Source organism: Kitasatospora sp. NBC_01302, assembly GCF_035976515.1.
Lineage (GTDB): Bacteria > Actinomycetota > Actinomycetes > Streptomycetales > Streptomycetaceae > Kitasatospora.
In genome coordinates, this window is sequence record NZ_CP108404.1 from 4,012,418 (window position 1) to 4,032,574 (window position 20,157).

Consider the following 20,157-nt stretch of genomic DNA (forward strand, 5'->3'; position numbering starts at 1 on the left):
TCCTGACAGGAGCACCCGGACGAGGAGATCAGCCTGGTTCCACTTGGACGCAATTCAAGGGGAGCCGCTGGTCGTCGGCCTGGTATCTCCGGCGTAATGACCTCTCACGTGAGATGGAGCGAGCCAATACGCACAACAAGTGCTCAGCCTACCGGCTGCGCGAGGCAGGGCCAAATCCCCACGGGCGTCACCGCTCGCGCTGCACCCGGGACTCGTCCCAGACCGGTTCCGGAGCCTCGTAGACCCGGCCGTCGGCACCGAAGACCACGAAGCGGTCGAAGGTCTTGGCGAACCAGCGGTCGTGGGTGACGGCGAGCACCGTGCCCTCGAAGGACTCCAGCGCCTCCTGCAGCGCCTCGGCGCTCTCCAGGTCGAGGTTGTCCGTGGGCTCGTCGAGCAGCAGCGCGGTGACGCCCTGCAGCTCCAGCTTGAGGATCATCAGCCTGGCCTGCTGGCCACCGGAGAGCGACTCGAACTTCTGCTCCTCCTGCTTGTCCAGCTCGTAGCGGCGCAGCGCGCCCATCGCCGCCTTGCGGTCCAGCGCGTGCTCCTCCTCGATGATCGAGCGCACCGTGCGCCCGAACAGCTCGGGGTGGGCGTGGGTCTGGCGGAAGTGGCCCGGCACCACCCGGGCGCCCAGCTTGAAGCCGCCGCTGTGCCGCACCGTCCCGTCGCCCGCCAGCAGCCGCAGGAAGTGCGACTTGCCGGAGCCGTTGGAGCCGAGCACCGCCACCCGCTGGCCGTAGAAGACCTCCAGGTCGAAGGGCTGCATCAGCCCGGTGAGCTCGAGCTGCGCAAGGGTGAGCGCCCGCACGCCGGTGCGACCGCCCTTGAGGCGCATGGTGATGTTCTGCTCGCGCGGCGGCTCCTCGGGGCGGCCGGCCTCCTCGAACTTCTTCAGCCGGGTCTGCGCGGCGGCGTAGCGGGTGGCGAGCGCGTGGCTGACCGAGGCCGCCTGGCGCAGCGTGACCACCAGCTTCTTCAGCTTGGCGTGCTCCTCGTCCCAGCGGCGGCCGAGCTCCTCGAAGCGGGCGAAGCGCTCCTTGCGGGCCTCGTGGAAGGAGTCGAAACCGCCGCCGTGCACCCAGACGCTGCTCCCGCCGCCACCGAAGCCCGACTCGACGCTGATGATCTTGTCGGCGGTCCGGGAGAGCAGCTCGCGGTCGTGCGAGATGTAGAGCACGGTCTTGGAGCTGGCCTTGATGGCCTCCTCCAGCCAGCGCTTGCCCGGGACGTCGAGGTAGTTGTCCGGCTCGTCGAGCAGCAGCACCTCGTCGGGGCCGCGCAGCAGGCACTCCAGCACCAGGCGCTTCTGCTCGCCGCCGGAGAGGGTGTTCAGCCCGCGGAACTGCGCCCGGTCGAACGGCATCCCGAGGGCCGCCATGGTGCAGACGTCCCAGTCGGTCTCGTAGTCGTAGCCGCCCGCGTCCGCCCAGTCGGAGAGCGCCTGGGCGTAGGCCATCTGCGACTTCTCGTCGTCCTGCGCCATCATCGCGAGCTCGGCGGCGTCCACCGCCTTCGCGGCCTGCGCGATCCGCGGCGGGGCCACCGAGACCAGCAGGTCGCGCACCGAGGCGTCCGGCGGCAGGGCGCCGGGCGTCTCTCGCAGGTCCTCGCGGCCGGTGGTGCCGACGAACTGGCGCATCACGCCCAGGCCGCCGCTGACCGTCACCGTGCCGCCGTGCGGCTGGGTGTCCCCCGCGATCATCCGCAGGAGGGTGGTCTTGCCGGCGCCGTTGGCCCCCACCAGGGCGACCGCTGATCCCTCGCCGACCCGGAAGGACGCGTCGTCGAACAGCACCCGCCCGTCCGGCAGGTAGTACTCAAGGTGCGAAATCTCGACGTGTCCCATGAGTCGAAATTGTGCAGTGCCCGCGTGGTGCCACCAAATGGATTAGCCGGGGATCAGCCCTGGCCGGGCAGCGTGCGCATCCGGCGGGCCAGCCGGTTGCGCTCGGCGAGCTGGTCGTCGGCCGGGTAGCCGACCTCCTCCAGGGTCAGCCCGTGCGGCCTGATCACGTTGACGGCGCTGTTGCGCACCCCACCGGCCAGCACCTCGCCCGGGAACTCCACCGGGCGGTGCCCGTCGCCGACCAGCAGCATCGCACCGACCAGGGCCCGCACCATGTTGTGGCAGAAGGCGTCGGCCCGCACCGTGGCCACCGCGAGCGAGCCCTCCTGGGCCGCGTACGGGTCCACCGGCACCCGGTCCCAGTGCAGCTCCAGCAGGGTGCGGATGGTGGTGGCACCCTCGCGCTTCTTGCAGTACGCGGCGAAGTCGTGCTCGCCGAGCAGCAGCCGGGCCGCCTCGTTCATCTTCTCGACGTCCAGCGGCCGGTCGTGCCAGAGCACGTGCCCGCGCAGCAGCGGGTCCACCCCGCCCTGGTGGTCGGCCACCCGGTAGGCGTAGCGCCGCCAGACCGCCGCGAAGCGCGCGTCGAAGCCGGCCGGCGCCTCGGTGACCCGGTAGATCCGCACGTCGCCCGGCAGCCGCCCGGCCAGCCGGCGCAGCAGCTTCTCGCCGTGCTCGGCCCAGAGCCCGACCGGCAGGTCGACGTGTGCCACCTGCCCGCGCGCGTGCACGCCGGCGTCGGTCCGCCCGGCCACGGTCAGCGGGAACGGCTCGGCGCTGCGGGTGACCACCTGCAGGGCGCTCTCGATCTCCTCCTGCACGGTGCGCCGGCCGCGCTGGCGGGCCCAGCCGGAGAACTCGGCCCCGTGGTAGGCCAGGTCGAGCCGGATCCGCACATGCCCCTCGGCGGGGCCGTCCTTCACGGGCGGCTGCTCGGCGCAGTCGTTCACCACACATACCTTCCGTAGCAAAGGGAACGGGCCCGCTCCCCCGCCGAAGCGGGGAAACGGGCCCGTGCAGTACACCTGCAGGCGCGAGGCCTGCGCGACACCTACCGGTGTCAGGCCTGCTCGGCCTCGGCGGCCGGAGCGGCGTCGGCGACCTCGGCGGCAGCCGGGGCGGCGTCCGTCTCGGCAGCAGTCTCCTTGACGGCGCGCTTGGTGGCGGCCTCGGCCTCACCGACGGCGGTCTGCGCGACGGTCAGCGCCTCGACCAGCTCGATCACGGCCATCGGGGCGTTGTCGCCACGACGGGGACCGATCTTGGTGATGCGGGTGTAACCGCCGGGGCGGTTCTCGTAGCGCGGCGCGATCTCGGTGAAGAGGGTGTGCAGCACCGCAACGTCGGTGATCGTCTTGCGGACGATGCGACGGTTGTGGATGTCGCCGACCTTCGCCTTGGTGATCAGCTTCTCCGCCAGCGGGCGCATCCGACGGGCCTTGGCCTCGGTCGTGGTGATGCGGCCGTACTGGAAGAGCTCGCGGCACAGGCCGGCGAGCAGCAGCGGCTCGTGGTGGGGGCCACCGCCGAGGCGGGCACCCTTCGCGGGACGGGGCATGGTAGCTCCTTGAATCTCCGAGTCCGGCCGTATCAGGTACCGGAACGGGCGGCCGGGCACGGTTGCCCGGACGACTTAGTTCCTTGCATTGAAGTGGGGGCGACCCGCTGGGAGTCGCCCCCACCGCAAACTCATCAGTACTGCTCGGTCTCCGCGTAACCCGCGTCGTCCAGGTCGTCGGCGCCGAAGGCGTCGGCGGCGGCGGTCGGGTCGAACCCGGGCGGGCTGTCCTTGAGAGCCAGGCCCATGCCGGCCAGCTTCGCCTTGACCTCGTCGATCGACTTCGCACCGAAGTTGCGGATGTCGAGCAGGTCGGCCTCGGAGCGGGCCACGAGCTCACCCACGGTGTGGATGCCCTCGCGCTTGAGGCAGTTGTAGGACCGAACGGTGAGCTCCAGCTCCTCGATCGGCAGCGCCAGGTCGGCGGCCAGGGCGGCGTCCGTCGGGGACGGGCCCATGTCGATGCCCTCGGCGTCGATGTTCAGCTCGCGAGCGAGGCCGAACAGCTCCACCAGGGTCTTGCCGGCCGAGGCCATGGCGTCACGCGGGCGCATGGCGGGCTTGGTCTCGACGTCGACGATCAGCTTGTCGAAGTCGGTCCGCTGCTCGACACGGGTGGCCTCGACCTTGTAGGTGACCTTCAGCACGGGGCTGTAGATCGAGTCGACCGGGATCCGGCCGATCTCCTGGCCGGAGGCCTTGTTCTGCACGGCGGAGACGTAGCCGCGACCGCGCTCGACGGTCAGCTCCATCTCCAGCTTGCCCTTGCCGTTCAGCGTGGCCAGGACCAGCTCGGGGTTGTGCACCTCGACACCGGCCGGGGGCGCGATGTCGGCGGCGGTGACCACACCCGGGCCCTGCTTGCGCAGGTACATCACGACCGGCTCGTCGTGCTCCGAGGAGACGACCAGCTGCTTGATGTTGAGGATGAGGTCGGTGACGTCCTCCTTGACGCCCGGCACGGTGGTGAACTCGTGCAGGACACCGTCGACCCGGATGCTGGTGACAGCGGCACCGGGGATCGAGGAGAGGAGCGTGCGGCGAAGCGAGTTGCCGAGGGTGTAGCCGAAGCCCGGCTCCAGCGGCTCGATGACGAACCGCGAGCGGTACTCGTCCACAACCTCTTCGGTCAGCGAGGGACGCTGAGCGATCAGCATGGTTCAGATCCTCCAGTTGTTTTCGGCACCCACTATTTGATGCCGAACAAGACCAGCGTACGGGGTCCCGTCTGAAACAGGACCCCGTACGTGGTGTTGGGACACTCGCACCCGAAGGCGACGTGTCGGACGCGGTGACGCGTCAGACGCGACGGCGCTTCGGCGGACGGCAGCCGTTGTGCGGGGTGGGGGTGACGTCCTGGATCGAGCCGACCTCCAGGCCGGTGGCCTGGAGCGAACGGATCGCGGTCTCGCGGCCGGAGCCCGGACCCTTCACGAAGACGTCGACCTTGCGCATGCCGTGCTCCTGCGCACGACGCGCGGCGGCCTCGGCGGCCATCTGCGCGGCGAACGGGGTGGACTTGCGCGAGCCCTTGAAGCCGACGTGGCCGGCAGAGGCCCAGGAGATCACGTTGCCCGCGGGGTCGGTGATCGAAACGATGGTGTTGTTGAACGTGCTCTTGATGTGGGCGTGCCCGTGAGCGACGTTCTTCTTTTCCTTGCGGCGGATCTTCTTCGCGCCGGCAGCCTGACGACCCTTGGGGGGCATAAGTCTGTTTCTCCTACTGAGGTGGTCGGTCCGCTAACCCGCGGGCCGGAGGGATGTCCGGTTAACGGGCGGACTACTTCTTGCCCGGCTTCTTCTTGCCGGCAATCGCGCGACGCGGGCCCTTGCGGGTACGCGCGTTGGTGTGGGTGCGCTGACCGCGGACGGGCAGGCCACGGCGGTGACGCAGACCCTCGTAGCAGCCGATCTCGACCTTGCGGCGGATGTCGGCGGCAACCTCGCGGCGGAGGTCACCCTCGACGCGGTAGTTGGCCTCGATCCACTTGCTCAGCTTGACGAGGTCGTCCTCGGAGATGTCGCGGACGCGGATGTCGGGGTTCACGCCAGTCTCGGCCAGCGTCTGCTGGGCGCGGGTACGGCCGATGCCGTAGACGTACGTGAGGGCGATCTCGATCCGCTTCTCGCGGGGGAGATCAACGCCGGCGAGGCGTGCCATTCATGGCTCCTGTGGTTCTTTCAGAGGTCTTACGAACCGCCTACCCGGACACCTCTCGGTGTGCGAGCCCCGGCCTCTGACCGGGGGTGGCAGTCCAGCGTTGCGGCTGGATCGGGCGGCCCGTTGTACATGGACAGCGCCGGTGGGCGCTGTGCGCGTCGCGCGAAGGTGCTACGAGAAATGCGGGAGGATCAGCCCTGGCGCTGCTTGTGGCGCAGGTTGTCGCAGATCACCATGACCCGGCCGTGGCGGCGGATCACCTTGCACTTGTCGCAGATCTTCTTGACGCTCGGCTTGACCTTCATGGTTCAGGTTCTCCGGGTCTAGATCTGACAGTGGTCGACCCTCGCCAAGCGCGAGGGACGGGGTCTTACTTGTAGCGGTAGACGATGCGGCCGCGAGTCAGGTCGTAGGGGCTCAGCTCCACGACGACGCGGTCATCCGGCAGGATTCGGATGTAGTGCATCCGCATCTTGCCGCTGATGTGCGCGAGGACCTTGTGACCGTTCTGCAGCTCCACCTTGAACATGGCGTTCGGCAGAGACTCGATCACGGTGCCCTCGATCTCAATGGCGCCTTGCTTCTTTGCCATGAACTACGAGATCCACCTTCCGGGACCGGCTACCGTATGCGGCACGCTCGTGCGAACCTGGGTTCACCCCATCCCCGGAGGGAAGAGGGCGTGCTGAAGCACGCTACGAGTGAGCCGACGGTCCATCCTACGCCACCGTCCGCTCAGCGACCAAAACGAGCCTCAGCGCTGCTGCGCCGGAAAGGCGAGCGGCTGGACCTGGGCGGTGCAGGCCGCGCAGCGGCTGGCGGCCTCGGGGATCTCGGTCAGGCACTCCGGGCAGGGCCGCTTGGCGACCTTCGGCTTCTTCGGCAGGTAGCGGGCGGTGGCCCTGGTCACCGGCAGCACCACGAAGAAGTAGAGCACCGCGGCGGTCATCAGGAAGGCGATCAGCACGTTCAGGAACGCGCCGTACGGGAAGGTGACCTTCAGCACCGTGAAGGTGTAGCTGCTGAAGTCGCCGGTCGCCCCGACCACCACGCCCACCAGCGGGGTGAGGAACGCCTTGACGAACCCGGTGACCACCGCCGTGAACGCCGACCCGATCACGATGCCGACGCCCATGTCGACGACGTTGCCGCGCATCATGAAGTCGCGGAAACCCTTGAGCACTTGATACCCCTATTGTCCGATTTCGCCTGCCGCTGAAGGCAGAACGATACCGGCTCAGCCCAGCGGGTCGGGCGCTGCGGTCACGCCGAGGGCCGCGAGCTGGGCCTTTCCGCCGTCGAAGGCGGTGAGCACCAGCGGACCCTGCTCGGTGACGGCCACCGAGTGCTCCCAGTGCGAGGCCCAGGTGCCGTCGTTGGTGACGACCGTCCAGTCGTCCTCCAGCACCGCGGTGTGCGGGGTGCCGAGCGAGACCATCGGCTCGATCGCCAGCACCGTGCCGGGCACCAGCTTGGGGCCCTTGCCCCGGCCGCGCTCCACGTAGTTCAGCACGTGCGGCTCCATGTGCATGGCGGTGCCGATGCCGTGGCCGCCGTAGCCCTCGGTGATGCCCCACTTGCCCTTGGGCGGCAGCGGCTGGCGTCGGATGAAGCCCTCGATCGCCTTGGAGACGTCGACCAGGCGGTTGCCCTTCTTCATCTGGGCGATGCCGGCCCACATCGAGCCCTCGGTGACCCGGCTGAGCATCGCGACCTCGGGGCGGACCTCGCCGACCTCGACGGTGATCGCCGCGTCGCCGTGCCAGCCGTCCACGATCGCGCCGCAGTCGATGGAGATGATGTCGCCCTCGGCCAGCACCCGCTCACCGGGGATGCCGTGCACCACCTCGTTGTTGACCGAGGCGCAGATCACCCCGGGGAACCAGAGGCCGCCGTGGTGGGCGCGGAAGTTGGAGGTGGCACCGTGGTCGGCGATCACCTTGGCCGCGATGTCGTTGAGCTCCTGGGTGCTCACCCCGGGCGCGACCGCCTCGCGGCAGGCCTTGAGCGCCTCGGCGACGACCAGCCCGGCCACCCGCATCTTCGCGACCTGCTCGGGGGTCTTGATCTCCACCATCTGGCCAGTGCCTTTCGTTAAGAGTTCGCCACCCGGTCCTTGCCGGACGGCGCATCCACTCCCCCACCGTACGACGCGACACGGCCGCGGTACCCGATCCGGGTACCGCGGCCGTGCGGAGAGCAGGCGTCGATCAGCCCTGCGTGCGGGCCTGCAGCGCCTCGACCGCGCGCTGCGTCACCTCGTCGACCTTGCCGAGCGCCGAGATGGTGGTCACCAGGCCCTGCTGGCGGTAGTAGTCGATGATCGGCTCGGTCTCCGTGTGGTAGACCTCCAGCCGGGTGCGGACCGCCGTCTCGGTGTCGTCCGAGCGCTGGTACAGCTCGCCACCGCAGTGGTCGCAGACGCCCTCGACGGCCGGCGGGTTGTAGACCACGTGGAACACGTGGCTGCCCTCGTTGCGGCACAGCCGGCGGCCGGCGATCCGCTTGACCACCTCGTCCTCGGGGACCTCCAGGTCGAGCACGCCGTTCAGGGCGATGCCCTGCTCGGCCAGGTGCTCGTCCAGCGCCTTGGCCTGGGCCAGGTTGCGCGGGAAGCCGTCGAGCAGGAAGCCCGAGTCGGCGTCCGACTGCAGGAGGCGGTCCTTGGCCATCCCGATGGTCACCTCGTCCGGTACGAGCTGGCCCTTGTCCATGTAGCCCTTGGCCTCGACCCCGAGCGGGGTCTTCTGGCTGATGTTGGCCCGGAACAGGTCACCGGTGGAGATGTGGGGAATGGACAGGGTCTTGGCGAGCACGTGCGCCTGAGTACCCTTCCCGGCCCCGGGAGGTCCGACGAGGACGATACGCATCAGCGGAGGAACCCTTCGTAATTACGCTGCTGGAGCTGGCTCTCGATCTGCTTCACAGTTTCGAGTCCGACACCGACGATGATGAGGATGCTGGTGCCACCGAACGGGATCGTGGTGCTCGCGTTCAGGGCGACCAGGCCGATCATCGGGATCAACGCGATGAGGCCCAGGTAGAGCGAACCCGGCCAGGTGATGCGGGTCAGCACGTAGTTCAGGTACTCGGCCGTGGGCCGACCAGCCCGGATGCCCGGGATGAAGCCACCATACTTCTTCATGTTGTCGGCAACTTCTTCGGGGTTGAAGGAGATCGCGACGTAGAAGAAGGCGAAGAACACGATCAGCACGAAGTACGCGATCATGTACGCCGGGTGGTCACCCTTGGTGAAGTTGTTCTGGACCCAGACCGCCCAGCCGGCCTTGCTGTTGGTCAGCTGCGCGACCAGCGCGGGGATGTAGAGCAGCGAGGAGGCGAAGATGACCGGGATGACACCGGCCTGGTTCACCTTGAGCGGGATGTAGGTCGACGTACCACCGAAGGCCCGCCGCCCGATCATCCGCTTCGCGTACTGCACCGGGATCCGGCGCTGGGCCTGCTCGACGAAGATGACCAGCACCACCACGACGACGCCGACCGCCAGGACGGCGAAGAAGTCGAACCAGCCGCCGCCGATCTTGCCGGCCTTCTTGATCGACCAGAGGTTGCCCGGGAAGCCGGAGGCGATCGAGGTGAAGATCAGGATCGACATGCCGTTGCCGATGCCGCGGTCGGTGATGAGCTCACCGAGCCACATGATCACGGTGGTGCCCGCGGTCATGGTGATGACCATGGTGGCGATCCGGAAGACCGAGGTGTCGGGGACGACCTGGTTGCCGTAGGTGCAGCTGGAGAAGAGCGCACCGTTCGAGGCGGTCGCCACGATGCCGGTGCCCTGCAGGATCGCCAGCGCGATGGTCAGGTACCGGGTGTACTGGGTGATCTTCGTCGTACCGGCCTGCCCCTCCTTCTTCAGCGCCTCGAGTCGCGGGATCACGACGGTCAGCAGCTGCAGGATGATGCTGGCGGTGATGTACGGCATGATGCCGAGCGCAAAAATCGTCAGCTGCAGCAGCGCGCCGCCGCTGAACAGGTTGACGAGGCCGAAGAGGCCGCTGTTGCTCTGCTTGACGCACTCGTTCACGGCTTTGAAATTGACGCCGGGGACGGGAATGTGCGCACCCATCCGGAACAGCACCATGATGCCCAGCGTGAACAGCAGCTTCTTGCGCAGGTCGGGCGTCTTGAACGCCCGCGCGAACGCACTGAGCACGGTGCCTCCTGCGCCTCCCGCGCGTCGTCGGCGGGAGGGTCGGTCCTGATGATGGGGAGTTGAGGTTGTCCAGCTCCGCGGCAGCCTGGGGCAGGCTACAAGGGAACTCCACGGACTCTAACAGTGTGTGGCAACGAAGAAGAAGCTCGTGCGCCGCGGGGTTGCCGAAGCCGCGCCCAGATGCCCGGATTTGGCCCGGCTTGATCGGCAAATTCGTGTCGTGGATCAGTTGGAACGACCAAAGCCCCGCCCCTCGAATGAGGGACGGGGCTTTGGTTCTGACGCGGTGTCAGCGCGAGCGATCGACTGCCTCAGGCGGTCAGATCAGCTCGGTGACGGTCCCGCCGGCGGCCTGGATCTTCTCGGCGGCGGAGCCGGAGACGGCGTCCACCGAGACCTGCAGCGCGACGGAGATCTCGCCGGTGCCGAGCACCTTGACGAGCGAGTTCTTGCGAACCGCGCCCTTCTCGACGAGACCCTCGACCGTGACCTCGCCACCCTGCGGGTAGAGCTCGGCCAGCTTGTCGAGGTTGACCACCTGGAAGGTGATCTTGAAGGGGTTCTTGAAGCCCTTCAGCTTCGGCAGGCGCATGTGGAGGGGCATCTGGCCACCCTCGAAGCGCTGCGGAACCTGGTAGCGGGCCTTCGTACCCTTGGTACCACGACCGGCGGTCTTACCCTTGGACGCCTCACCACGACCGACACGGGTCTTGGCGGTCTTGGCACCCGGGGCGGGACGCAGGTTGTGGATCTTGATCGGGTTGTCAGACATGATCAGTCCACCTCCTCGACCGTGACGAGGTGACGCACGGTCTGGGCCATCCCGCGGATCTCGGGACGGTCCTCCTTGACGACCACATCGTGCATGCGCTTCAGACCCAGCGAGCGCAGCGTCTCGCGGTGGTTCTGCTTGCTGCCGATGTAGCTCTTGGTCTGCGTGATCTTCAGGCGAGCCATCAGACACCCGCCCCAGCGGTCGCAGCGGCGGCGGTGCCGGCGGCGCGAGCGCGCAGCAGGGCGGCCGGGGCCACGTCCTCGAGCGGCAGACCACGACGCGCGGCGATCTCCTCGGGGCGCACGAGGCCCTTCAGAGCAGCCACGGTGGCGTGCACGATGTTGATCGCGTTGTCCGAGCCGAGCGACTTCGACAGGATGTCGTGAACGCCGGCGCACTCCAGGACGGCACGCACCGGGCCACCGGCGATAACACCGGTACCGGGGGAAGCCGGCTTCAGGAGCACGACGCCAGCGGCCTTCTCGCCCTGGATCGGGTGCGGGATGGTGCCCTGGATACGGGGGACCTTGAAGAAGTTCTTCTTGGCCTCCTCAACACCCTTGGCGATGGCGGCCGGAACCTCCTTCGCCTTCCCGTAACCAACACCCACGGTGCCGTCGGCGTCGCCCACCACGACCAGCGCGGTGAAGCTGAAACGACGACCACCCTTGACAACCTTGGCGACACGGTTGATCGCTACGACGCGCTCAACGTAAGCGGTCTTCTCGACGGCGGGGGCGTTGCCCCGGTCGTCACGCTTACGGTCACGCCGCTCGCCACCGCCGGTGCCGCCGCCGGCGCCGCTACCGCGGCGCTGGGGTCCAGCCATTGGAATTACCTCTCTCGATTACGTCCGTCGACTGAGCCGACGAGCGGCTTAGAAGTCGAGCCCGGCCTCACGGGCGGCGTCCGCCAGGGCGGCGATGCGCCCCGCGTAACGGTTGCCCGCGCGGTCGAAGACGACCGTCTCGATGCCGGCGGCCTTGGTGCGCTCGGCGACCAGGGCTCCGACCTTCTTGGCCAGCTCGGTCTTGTCGCCCTCGTTGCCCTTGACGGACACGTCGAGGGTGGACGCCGACGCGAGGGTGTGACCCTTGGCGTCGTCGATGACCTGGGCGAAGATGTGGCGGTTCGAGCGGGTCACCACGAGACGCGGACGCGCCTCGGTACCGGTGACGCGCTTGCGAACGCGGATCGCGCGGCGCTTGCGGGCGGCGTTCTTGTAGCCGTTGCCCTTGCCGATCTTGACAGAAAGACTCATGGCTTACTTACCGCTCTTTCCGACCTTGCGGCGGATGACCTCGCCCGCGTACTTGACGCCCTTGGCCTTGTACGGGTCGGGCTTGCGCAGCTTGCGGATCTTGGCCGAAACCTCGCCGACCAGCTGCTTGTCGATCCCGTCCACGTGGAACTTGGTGGGCGACTCGACCACGAAGGAGATGCCCTCCGGGGCCTCGATCAGGATCGGGTGGCTGTAGCCGAGCTGGAACTCCATGCTGGAGCCCTTCGCTGCGACTCGGTAACCAACACCGCTGATCTCCAGCGACTTGCGGTAGCCCGCGGTCACGCCGGTGATCATGTTCGCCACCAGCGTGCGGGAAAGGCCGTGCAGGGCCTTCGACTGACGCTCGTCGTTCGGGCGAGTGACAACCAGAGTGCCGTTCTCGTCCTTGCCGATCTCGATCGGCTCGGCGACAACGTGGGTGAGGGAGCCCTTGGGGCCCTTCACCGAGACCGCCTGGCCATCGATGGTGACGTCCACGCCGGCGGGAACCGGGATGGGCAGCCGTCCAATGCGCGACATTGCTGTACCTCCGTTTCCCGAATTACCAGACGTAGGCGAGAACTTCTCCGCCTACGCCCTTCTTGGCGGCCTGCTTGTCCGTGAGGAGACCCGAGGACGTGGAGATGATCGCCACGCCCAGGCCGCCGAGGACCTTCGGCAGGTTGGTGGACTTTGCGTAGACCCGCAGGCCCGGCTTGCTGATGCGCTTGATACCAGCGATCGAGCGCTCACGGTTGGGGCCGAACTTGAGCTCGATGGTCAGCTTCTTGCCGACCTCGCCCTCCTGCGGCTCCTCGACCTTCCAGCTGGAGATGTAACCCTCCTGCTGCAGGATCTGCGCGACGTGCGACTTGATCTTGCTAGCCGGCATCGCCACGGTGTCGTGGTACGCCGAGTTCGCGTTACGCAGACGCGTGAGCATGTCTGCGATGGGGTCGGTCATGGTCATGATGGCCTCAGGCCTCTCTCGCCGTGGTTTCTCCGCGCCAGGTCCCCCCGCCGCACTCCGAGGAGTGCGGCAGGGGCACAGACGCAGGGGACCTGCGGCGTTAGTAAGACTGGGTGCGAGCCCTCCGAAGAAGGGCCGCAGACATCCATAGGGAATGCCGCGGCAGGGGGCCCGACCCCACTACCTTACGGGAAACCGTAAGGCTGCCCAAATCTGGGCGATGTGGGATCGGGCACCGCTGCTTCGCAGTGTTGTTACCGCTACCGAGAGGTCCTGGACTACCAGGAGCTCTTGGTCACGCCCGGCAGCTCGCCACGGTGGGCCATCTCACGGAGGCACACACGGCACAGGCCGAACTTGCGGTACACCGAGTGCGGACGGCCGCAGCGCTGGCAGCGGGTGTAACCCCGGACGCCGAACTTCGGCTTACGCTCGGCCTTCGCGATGAGGGACTTCTTCGCCATGGGACTACGCCTCCTTGAACGGGAAGCCCAGAGCGCGCAGCAGCGCCCGGCCCTCGTCGTCGGTCTGAGCGGTGGTCACGACGGTGATGTCCATACCGCGCTGACGGTCGACCTTGTCCTGGTCGATCTCGTGGAACATGACCTGCTCGGTCAGACCGAAGGTGTAGTTGCCACGGCCGTCGAACTGCTTCGGGGAGAGGCCACGGAAGTCACGGATACGCGGCAGCGCCAGCGTCACCAGACGGTCCAGGAACTCCCACATGCGGTCACCACGGAGGGTGACGTGGGTGCCGATCGGCTGGCCCTCACGCAGCTTGAACTGCGCGATGGACTTGCGAGCCTTCGTCACCGCCGGCTTCTGGCCGGTGATGGCGGTGAGGTCGCGGATGGCGCCCTCGATCAGCTTGGAGTCGCGGGCGGCCTCGCCCACACCCATGTTGACCACGACCTTGACCAGGCCGGGGATCAGCATGACGTTCTCGTAGGAGAACTCCTCCTGCAGCTGGCCCTTGATCTCGGCGTTGTAACGCGCCTTGAGGCGGGGGGCCACCTTCTCAACGTTCTCGATGGTCGTCTCAGACATCAGATGTCCTCACCGGTTCGCTTGGCAACGCGGATCTTGTTGCCCTCGTCATCGAAGCGGTAACCAACGCGAGTGACGACCTTCTTGCCGTCCTTCTCCACGACCAGCTGCACGTTGGAAACGTGCACCGGGGCCTCGACGGTGATGATGCCACCGGCGGTGCCCTGGCCGGGCTTGGTGTGCTTCTTGACCCGGTTCACACCCTCGACGAGGACCTTGTTCTCAGCGGGCATGGCCTGGATGACCTTGCCCTGCTTGCCGCGGTCCTTGCCGGTGATGACCTGAACCAGGTCACCCTTCTTGATCTTCATGCTGTTCGCCATGGTTAGAGCACCTCCGGCGCCAGCGAGATGATCTTCATGAACTTCTTGTCACGCAGCTCGCGGCCCACCGGGCCGAAGATGCGGGTGCCACGAGGATCACCGTCGGTGTTCTTGAGCACGACAGCGGCGTTCTCGTCGAACCGGATGTACGAGCCGTCGGGACGACGGCGCGACTTCACGGTACGGACGATGACGCACTTGACGACGTCGCCCTTCTTGACGGTGCCACCGGGGATCGCGTCCTTGACGGTGGCGACGATGACGTCCCCGATGCCGGCGTAGCGGCGACCGGAGCCACCGAGAACGCGGATGCAAAGGATTTCCTTCGCGCCCGTGTTGTCGGCGACACGCAGTCGCGACTCCTGCTGGATCACAACTTTCTCCTGATCGTCAACGAGAGCTGGCGGGCCGGCCGCTGCTCACACCAGCGCCCGCGAGGGACCTGGTGCACATACGGCCGTACCCGGACAACTTCGTTACTTGGCCTTCTCGAGGATCTCGACGACGCGCCAGCGCTTCGTCGCGGACAGCGGGCGGGTCTCCGCAAGCAGGACCCGGTCACCGATGCCGCACGCGTTCTGCTCGTCGTGCGCCTTCAGCTTGTTCGTACGGCGGATGACCTTGCCGTACAGAGCGTGCTTGACGCGGTCCTCGACGGCGACGACGACGGTCTTGTCCATCTTGTCGCTGACGACGAGACCCTCACGGGTCTTGCGGAAACCGCGCGTCTCGTTGGTGTTCTCAGTCATCAGGCGTTCTCCACCGTCTCGATGCCCAGCTCGCGCTCGCGCATCAGGGTGTAGATCCGCGCGATGTCCTTACGGACCAGCCGGAGCCGTCCGTGGTTGTCGAGCTGTCCGGTCGCCGCCTGGAAGCGGAGGTTGAACAGCTCCTCCTTGGCCTCGCGGAGCTTGGCAACGAGGGCCTCGTTGTCCAGCTCGCGCAGCTCAGCAGCCTTGGTGCCGGCCGACATCAGCTCTCACCTGCCTCGCGCCGGACAATCCGGCACTTCATCGGGAGCTTGTGAGCAGCGCGAGTGAGCGCCTCACGAGCCACCTTCTCGTTGGGGTAGGACAGCTCGAACATGACCCGTCCCGGGTGAACGTTGGCGATCCACCACTCCGGCGAACCCTTACCGGAACCCATGCGGGTCTCGGCAGGCTTCTTGGTGAGGGGGCGGTCCGGGTAGATGTTGATCCAGACCTTGCCGCCACGCTTGATGTGACGGGTGATGGCGATACGAGCGGACTCGATCTGCCGGTTCGTCACGTAGGCCGGGGTGACGGCCTGGATGCCGTACTCGCCGAACGCGAGTTCGGTGCCACCCTTCGAAGCGCCGCGGCGCTTCGGGTGGTGCTGCTTGCGGTGCTTGACCCGACGGGGGATCAGCATGAGGTCAGGCCTCCGTTCCGGTGCTCTCAGCAGCCGGCGCCTCGCTCACCGGGGCCGCGGGGGCCTCGGTGTTCGCGGGACGACGACCGCCACGGGCGCCACCGCGCTCGCCGCCACGGCCACCGCGCTCGCCGCCACGCGCGGGGCGGGCGTCGTTGCGGGCCGGACGGTTGCCCGAGCGGGCAGCAGCGTTCTCAGCGCGGACCTCGGCGATGTTCTTGACGTCGCCCTTGTAGATCCAGACCTTCACGCCGATGCGGCCGAAGGTCGTCTTGGCCTCGAAGAAGCCGTAGTCGACGTTCGCGCGAAGGGTGTGCAGCGGCACACGACCCTCGCGGTAGAACTCCGAACGGCTCATCTCGGCGCCGCCGAGACGACCGGAGCACTGGACCTTGATGCCCTTGGCGCCGGACTTCATGGTGCCCTGCATCGACTTGCGCATGGCACGGCGGAACGACACGCGGGAGGACAGCTGCTCCGCGACGCCCTGAGCCACGAGCTGGGCGTCCAGCTCGGGGTTCTTGACCTCGAGGATGTTCAGCTGGACCTGCTTGCCGGTCAGCTTCTCGAGGTCGCCGCGGATGCGGTCGGCCTCGGTGCCACGGCGACCGATCACGATGCCGGGGCGAGCGGTGTGGATGTCGACCCGGACGCGGTCGCGGGTGCGCTCGATCTCAACCTTCGAGATACCGGCGCGCTCCATGCCCTTCGTCATCATGCGACGAATGGCAACGTCTTCCTTGACGTAGTCCGAGTACAGCTTGTCGGCGTACCAGCGGGACTTGAAGTCCGTGCTGATGCCGAGACGGAACCCGTGCGGGTTAACCTTCTGGCCCATTACCGGGTCCCTTCCTTGCTGCTGACGACCACGGTGATGTGGCTGGTCCGCTTGCGGATCCGGTAGGCACGGCCCTGGGCGCGCGGACGGAACCGCTTCAGGGTCGGGCCCTCGTCAACGTACGCCTCGCTGATGACGAGGTCGTCCACGTTGTTGTGGTTGTAGTTGTGCGCGGCGTTGGCAATGGCGCTGTTGAGCACCTTGCCGACCGGCACGGTGGCGGCCTGCGGAGCGAACCGCAGGATCGCCTGGGCCTCCGTGGCGTTCAGGCCACGGATGAGGTCCACCACGCGGCGGGCCTTCATGGGCGTGACGCGGATGTACCGCGCCTGGGCCCTGGCTTCCATGGTTGTCCCCTTGCTGGTGTAAGTCATTTGAGTCGTTTGGCAGTTCTGCCGGCGACTAGCGACGCTTCGACTTGCGGTCGTCCTTGACGTGGCCGCGGAAGGTGCGGGTCGGAGCGAACTCGCCGAGCTTGTGGCCGACCATCGACTCGGTGACGAACACCGGGACGTGCTTGCGACCATCGTGAACCGCGATCGTGTGACCGAGCATGCTCGGGCTGATCACGGAGCGACGGGACCAGGTCTTGATGACGTTCTGGGTACCCGCCTCGTTCTGAGCGTCCACCTTCTTGATGAGGTGGCCGTCGATGAAGGGGCCCTTCTTGAGACTGCGCGGCATCTGACCTGCTCCTAGCGCTTCTTGTTGGTCTTGCGGCGGCGCACGATGAGGGCGTCCGAAGCCTTGCCGGGCTTACGGGTACGACCCTCCTTCTGGCCCCACGGCGAAACCGGGTGGCGACCACCGGAGGTCTTACCCTCACCACCACCGTGCGGGTGGTCGATCGGGTTCATGGCCACACCACGCACGGTCGGGCGAACGCCCTTCCAGCGCATACGGCCGGCCTTGCCCCAGTTGATGTTCGACTGCTCGGCGTTGCCGACCTCGCCGACGGTCGCGCGGCAGCGCACGTCCACCAGGCGGATCTCGCCGGAGGGCATGCGCAGGTGCGCCATGCGACCCTCACGGGCGAGCAGCTGGATGCCGGAACCCGCGGAGCGGGCCATCTTGGCACCGCCGCCGGGACGCAGCTCCACCGCGTGGATGGTGGTACCGACCGGGATGTTGCGCAGCGGCAGGTTGTTGCCCGGCTTGATGTCGGCCGACGGGCCGTTCTCAATCCGGTCACCCTGGGTGATGCCACGCGGGGCGATGATGTAGCGCTTCTCGCCGTCCGCGTAGTGCAGCAGCGCGATGCGCGCGGTGCGGTTGGGGTCGTACTCGATGTGCGCGACCTTGGCCGGCACGCCGTCCTTGTCGTGACGACGGAAGTCGATCACGCGGTAGGCGCGCTTGTGTCCGCCACCCTGGTGGCGAGCGGTGATACGACCGGCGTTGTTACGGCCGCCCTTGCTGTGCAGGGGGCGAACCAGCGACTTCTCCGGCGTGGACCGCGTGATCTCTACGAAGTCGGCCACGCTGGAGCCACGACGGCCCGGCGTAGTCGGCTTGTACTTGCGGATGCCCATTTGGCTCTCTCGTCCTCGTCCTTATCGACGCATCCGATCCCCGTTAGGAGACCGGACCACCGAAGATGTCGATGCGGTTGCCCTCGGCCAGCGTCACGATGGCGCGCTTGGTGTCCTTGCGCTTGCCAAAGCCCGTCTTGGAGCGCTTGCGCTTGCCCTGACGGTTGAGCGTGTTGACCGACTCGACCTTGACCGAGAAGACCGCCTCGACGGCCTGCTTGATCTGGGTCTTGTTGGCGCCCGGCGACACGACGAACGTGTACTTGTTCTCGTCGAGGAGCGCGTAGCTCTTCTCGGAGATAACCGGCTTCACCAGGACGTCACGGGGGTCCGTGAACGTCTTGCTCGTAATGTCCGCAGCCATCAGGCGGCGCTCCCTTCGAGCTCGCCCTCAGCGGCAACAGCCTTGGCGGACGCGACCGGACCGGCCACGAAACGCTCGAAGGCGGCCTGGGTGAAGACCACATCGTCGGAGACGAGCACGTCGTAGGTGTTCAGCTGACCGGCGTCCAGGATGTGGACGTTCGGCAGGTTGCGGGCGCTCTTCAGACCCAGCTCGTCGGCACGCTCGACGACGAGGAGGATGTTCTTGCGCTCGGTGATCTTGCCGAACAGGCCCTTGGCGGCCTTGGTCGACGGCGCCTCGGCCGCGACCACGTCGGTGACGACGTGGATGCGGTTGTGGCGGGCCCGGTCGGTGAGCGCGCCACGCAGAGCGGCGGCGATCATCTTCTTCGGGGTCCGCTGCGAGTAGTCACGCGGCACGGGACCGTGCACGACGCCACCGCCGACGAACTGCGGAGCGCGGGTCGAGCCCTGACGGGCGCGGCCGGTGCCCTTCTGGCGGTACGGCTTGCGGCCGCCGCCTCGGACCTCGCCACGAGACTTGACCTTGTGGGTACCCTGACGGGCCGCAGCGAGCTGCGCCACGACGACCTGGTGCATCAGCGGAACGCTGACCTTGGCGTCGAAGATCTCGGCGGGCAGCTCGAGGCTGCCGCTCTTGTCGCCCGAGGGCGACAGGATGTCAATGGTGCTCATATCCTCACAGCCCCTTCGCCGCGGTGCGGACGAGGACGAGGCCGCCGTTCGGGCCCGGGATTGCGCCCTTGATCAGGAGCAGCCCCTTCTCCGCGTCAACGGCGTGGATGGTCAGGTTCTGGGTGGTCACGCGCTCGTGGCCCATCCGGCCGGCCATCCTCATGCCCTTGAACACGCGACCCGGGGTGGCGCAGCCACCGATCGAGCCGGGCGAACGGTGCTTGCGCTGCACGCCGTGACCGGCGCCGAGGCCGCGGAAGTTGTGACGCTTCATGACACCGGCGAAGCCCTTGCCCTTGGAGGTGCCGGTCACGTCGACCTTGACACCCGCCTCGAACAGCTCGGCGGTGATCTCCTGGCCCAGCGTGTACTCGGACGCGTCCGAGGTACGCAGCTCGACCAGGTGGCGGCGCGGGGTGACACCGGCCTTGGCGAAGTGACCCGCGAGGGGCTTGTTCACCTTGCGGGGGTCGATCTCGCCGAAGCCGATCTGGACGGCGTCGTAGCCGGCCGAGGAATCAGCGGTGTGGACCTGGGTCACGACATTGGGCCCGGCCTTGACGACGGTCACCGGAACGATCCGGTTGTTCTCGTCCCAGACCTGGGTCATGCCGAGCTTCTCGCCCAGGATGCCCTTAATCTGCTTTGCCATCTTCGTCGCGCCTCTCAGAGCTTGATCTCGATGTCGACGCCGGCCGGAAGGTCGAGGCGCATCAGCGAGTCCACGGTCTTCGGGGTCGGGTCGAGGATGTCGATCAGACGCTTGTGAGTGCGCATCTCGAAGTGCTCGCGCGAGTCCTTGTACTTGTGCGGCGAGCGGATGACGCAGTAAACGTTCTTCTCAGTGGGCAGCGGCACCGGGCCCGCGACCTGCGCACCAGTGCGAATGACGGTCTCGACGATCTTCTTCGCCGAGGAGTCAATCACCTCGTGGTCGTAGGCCTTGAGCCGGATGCGGATCTTCTGTCCCGCCATGGCTACTCGTAGTCCTTTGAGTCGTCATGCTGCTTCTACGGCCGGTTTCGTCCGGGTGGACTGCTCCGGTGGTGCCCTGGATGGTTTCCCGCCGGTCCCCGCGCTCGGGCGTGTCGCACTCGCGCTCAAGAAAAGGGAAAAACCCTCTTCGGGATCCGGGTCGGTCTTGCACCCACAGGCACCGGGTCGAGGCCCCGCCCACGCTTCCCAGAAGATTCCCGTACGTCCGCCCCGCAGCTGCCGCGGTGTCGC

The 20,157-nt window shown here is 67.3% G+C and carries 33 protein-coding genes; all 33 read right to left on the reverse strand.

The features are described from left to right. Positions 1-187: 187 nt before the first annotated feature. Complete coding sequence (locus tag OG294_RS17080) at positions 188-1,852, reverse strand: ABC-F family ATP-binding cassette domain-containing protein (protein WP_327067371.1); 1,665 nt, start codon at positions 1,850-1,852, stop codon at positions 188-190. A 53-nt stretch (positions 1,853-1,905) separates the two neighbouring features. Next, a complete protein-coding gene (gene truA, locus OG294_RS17085; RefSeq protein WP_327067372.1) occupies positions 1,906-2,805 on the reverse strand; it encodes a tRNA pseudouridine(38-40) synthase TruA in 900 nt (299 codons plus the stop codon). Between the two features lie 107 nt (positions 2,806-2,912). Next, on the reverse strand, positions 2,913-3,410 hold the full coding sequence (rplQ, locus tag OG294_RS17090; RefSeq protein WP_327067373.1) for a 50S ribosomal protein L17: 498 nt from the start codon (positions 3,408-3,410) through the stop codon (positions 2,913-2,915). Positions 3,411-3,544: 134 nt separating this feature from the next. After that, the gene (locus OG294_RS17095; protein ID WP_035800873.1) at positions 3,545-4,567 is read right to left on the reverse strand and encodes a DNA-directed RNA polymerase subunit alpha; all 1,023 of its coding nucleotides are present in this window, start codon (positions 4,565-4,567) and stop codon (positions 3,545-3,547) included. Positions 4,568-4,709: 142 nt separating this feature from the next. Beyond that, positions 4,710-5,117: a 30S ribosomal protein S11 gene (gene rpsK / locus OG294_RS17100; RefSeq protein ID WP_030232513.1), complete on the reverse strand. Its 408-nt coding sequence runs from the start codon at positions 5,115-5,117 to the stop codon at positions 4,710-4,712. A gap of 73 nt (positions 5,118-5,190) precedes the next feature. Beyond that, entirely contained in the window at positions 5,191-5,571 is a 381-nt protein-coding gene (gene rpsM, locus OG294_RS17105; RefSeq protein ID WP_327067374.1) for a 30S ribosomal protein S13, read from the reverse strand. 191 nt (positions 5,572-5,762) lie between these two features. Next, the gene (rpmJ, locus tag OG294_RS17110; RefSeq protein WP_003956441.1) at positions 5,763-5,876 is read right to left on the reverse strand and encodes a 50S ribosomal protein L36; all 114 of its coding nucleotides are present in this window, start codon (positions 5,874-5,876) and stop codon (positions 5,763-5,765) included. 65 nt (positions 5,877-5,941) lie between these two features. Continuing rightward, positions 5,942-6,163 carry a translation initiation factor IF-1 gene (gene infA, locus OG294_RS17115; protein ID WP_003956442.1) on the reverse strand — a complete coding sequence of 74 codons (222 nt, stop codon included), beginning with the start codon at positions 6,161-6,163 and terminating at the stop codon, positions 5,942-5,944. A gap of 162 nt (positions 6,164-6,325) precedes the next feature. Beyond that, positions 6,326-6,754: a large conductance mechanosensitive channel protein MscL gene (gene mscL / locus OG294_RS17120; protein ID WP_327067375.1), complete on the reverse strand. Its 429-nt coding sequence runs from the start codon at positions 6,752-6,754 to the stop codon at positions 6,326-6,328. A gap of 54 nt (positions 6,755-6,808) precedes the next feature. After that, complete coding sequence (gene map / locus OG294_RS17125) at positions 6,809-7,648, reverse strand: type I methionyl aminopeptidase (RefSeq protein ID WP_327067376.1); 840 nt, start codon at positions 7,646-7,648, stop codon at positions 6,809-6,811. A gap of 133 nt (positions 7,649-7,781) precedes the next feature. Continuing rightward, the gene (locus tag OG294_RS17130) at positions 7,782-8,441 is read right to left on the reverse strand and encodes an adenylate kinase (RefSeq protein WP_327067377.1); all 660 of its coding nucleotides are present in this window, start codon (positions 8,439-8,441) and stop codon (positions 7,782-7,784) included. Continuing rightward, positions 8,441-9,748 (reverse strand): preprotein translocase subunit SecY, encoded by a 1,308-nt coding sequence (gene secY / locus OG294_RS17135; protein WP_327067378.1) that lies wholly within the window; start codon positions 9,746-9,748, stop codon positions 8,441-8,443. Before secY ends, OG294_RS17130 begins: the two co-directional genes overlap by 1 nt. A 319-nt stretch (positions 9,749-10,067) precedes the next feature. Then, complete coding sequence (gene rplO, locus OG294_RS17140) at positions 10,068-10,520, reverse strand: 50S ribosomal protein L15 (protein WP_391446271.1); 453 nt, start codon at positions 10,518-10,520, stop codon at positions 10,068-10,070. A gap of 2 nt (positions 10,521-10,522) precedes the next feature. Continuing rightward, positions 10,523-10,705, reverse strand: coding sequence for a 50S ribosomal protein L30 (rpmD, locus tag OG294_RS17145; RefSeq protein ID WP_030300409.1), 183 nt, complete (start codon positions 10,703-10,705; stop codon positions 10,523-10,525). Then, on the reverse strand, positions 10,705-11,352 hold the full coding sequence (gene rpsE / locus OG294_RS17150) for a 30S ribosomal protein S5 (protein ID WP_327067379.1): 648 nt from the start codon (positions 11,350-11,352) through the stop codon (positions 10,705-10,707). The genes rpmD and rpsE overlap by 1 nt, the downstream gene beginning before the upstream one ends. A 48-nt stretch (positions 11,353-11,400) precedes the next feature. Next, positions 11,401-11,784, reverse strand: a complete 384-nt coding sequence (gene rplR / locus OG294_RS17155) for a 50S ribosomal protein L18 (protein ID WP_327067380.1) — start codon at positions 11,782-11,784, stop codon at positions 11,401-11,403. A 3-nt stretch (positions 11,785-11,787) separates the two neighbouring features. Beyond that, a complete protein-coding gene (gene rplF / locus OG294_RS17160; protein WP_184937229.1) occupies positions 11,788-12,327 on the reverse strand; it encodes a 50S ribosomal protein L6 in 540 nt (179 codons plus the stop codon). A gap of 22 nt (positions 12,328-12,349) precedes the next feature. Then, positions 12,350-12,757 carry a 30S ribosomal protein S8 gene (gene rpsH, locus OG294_RS17165; protein ID WP_184937226.1) on the reverse strand — a complete coding sequence of 136 codons (408 nt, stop codon included), beginning with the start codon at positions 12,755-12,757 and terminating at the stop codon, positions 12,350-12,352. Positions 12,758-13,035: 278 nt separating this feature from the next. After that, positions 13,036-13,221 (reverse strand): type Z 30S ribosomal protein S14, encoded by a 186-nt coding sequence (locus OG294_RS17170; RefSeq protein ID WP_030251570.1) that lies wholly within the window; start codon positions 13,219-13,221, stop codon positions 13,036-13,038. Between the two features lie 4 nt (positions 13,222-13,225). Next, on the reverse strand, positions 13,226-13,804 hold the full coding sequence (rplE, locus tag OG294_RS17175) for a 50S ribosomal protein L5 (protein ID WP_327067381.1): 579 nt from the start codon (positions 13,802-13,804) through the stop codon (positions 13,226-13,228). Further along, positions 13,804-14,115 carry a 50S ribosomal protein L24 gene (gene rplX / locus OG294_RS17180; protein WP_035853973.1) on the reverse strand — a complete coding sequence of 104 codons (312 nt, stop codon included), beginning with the start codon at positions 14,113-14,115 and terminating at the stop codon, positions 13,804-13,806. Before rplX ends, rplE begins: the two co-directional genes overlap by 1 nt. Before the next feature lie 14 nt (positions 14,116-14,129). Beyond that, complete coding sequence (rplN, locus tag OG294_RS17185; RefSeq protein WP_035848171.1) at positions 14,130-14,501, reverse strand: 50S ribosomal protein L14; 372 nt, start codon at positions 14,499-14,501, stop codon at positions 14,130-14,132. 102 nt (positions 14,502-14,603) lie between these two features. Continuing rightward, positions 14,604-14,876: a 30S ribosomal protein S17 gene (gene rpsQ, locus OG294_RS17190; RefSeq protein WP_110670527.1), complete on the reverse strand. Its 273-nt coding sequence runs from the start codon at positions 14,874-14,876 to the stop codon at positions 14,604-14,606. Further along, a complete protein-coding gene (gene rpmC, locus OG294_RS17195) occupies positions 14,876-15,100 on the reverse strand; it encodes a 50S ribosomal protein L29 (protein ID WP_101381388.1) in 225 nt (74 codons plus the stop codon). Before rpmC ends, rpsQ begins: the two co-directional genes overlap by 1 nt. Next, positions 15,100-15,519: a 50S ribosomal protein L16 gene (gene rplP / locus OG294_RS17200; protein ID WP_327067382.1), complete on the reverse strand. Its 420-nt coding sequence runs from the start codon at positions 15,517-15,519 to the stop codon at positions 15,100-15,102. The genes rpmC and rplP overlap by 1 nt, the downstream gene beginning before the upstream one ends. A gap of 4 nt (positions 15,520-15,523) precedes the next feature. Continuing rightward, positions 15,524-16,357 (reverse strand): 30S ribosomal protein S3, encoded by an 834-nt coding sequence (rpsC, locus tag OG294_RS17205; protein ID WP_327067383.1) that lies wholly within the window; start codon positions 16,355-16,357, stop codon positions 15,524-15,526. Continuing rightward, entirely contained in the window at positions 16,357-16,704 is a 348-nt protein-coding gene (rplV, locus tag OG294_RS17210; protein ID WP_280692195.1) for a 50S ribosomal protein L22, read from the reverse strand. Before rplV ends, rpsC begins: the two co-directional genes overlap by 1 nt. A 55-nt stretch (positions 16,705-16,759) precedes the next feature. Next, complete coding sequence (gene rpsS, locus OG294_RS17215; protein WP_035848164.1) at positions 16,760-17,041, reverse strand: 30S ribosomal protein S19; 282 nt, start codon at positions 17,039-17,041, stop codon at positions 16,760-16,762. An 11-nt stretch (positions 17,042-17,052) separates the two neighbouring features. Next, positions 17,053-17,889 (reverse strand): 50S ribosomal protein L2, encoded by an 837-nt coding sequence (rplB, locus tag OG294_RS17220; protein ID WP_327067385.1) that lies wholly within the window; start codon positions 17,887-17,889, stop codon positions 17,053-17,055. Between the two features lie 43 nt (positions 17,890-17,932). Then, a complete protein-coding gene (gene rplW, locus OG294_RS17225) occupies positions 17,933-18,253 on the reverse strand; it encodes a 50S ribosomal protein L23 (protein ID WP_035848160.1) in 321 nt (106 codons plus the stop codon). Further along, entirely contained in the window at positions 18,253-18,930 is a 678-nt protein-coding gene (rplD, locus tag OG294_RS17230; RefSeq protein WP_327067386.1) for a 50S ribosomal protein L4, read from the reverse strand. Before rplD ends, rplW begins: the two co-directional genes overlap by 1 nt. Before the next feature lie 4 nt (positions 18,931-18,934). Next, positions 18,935-19,582, reverse strand: a complete 648-nt coding sequence (rplC, locus tag OG294_RS17235; RefSeq protein WP_327067387.1) for a 50S ribosomal protein L3 — start codon at positions 19,580-19,582, stop codon at positions 18,935-18,937. Between the two features lie 14 nt (positions 19,583-19,596). Then, positions 19,597-19,905 (reverse strand): 30S ribosomal protein S10, encoded by a 309-nt coding sequence (gene rpsJ / locus OG294_RS17240; RefSeq protein ID WP_012785157.1) that lies wholly within the window; start codon positions 19,903-19,905, stop codon positions 19,597-19,599. Between the last annotated feature and the right edge of the window lie 252 nt (positions 19,906-20,157).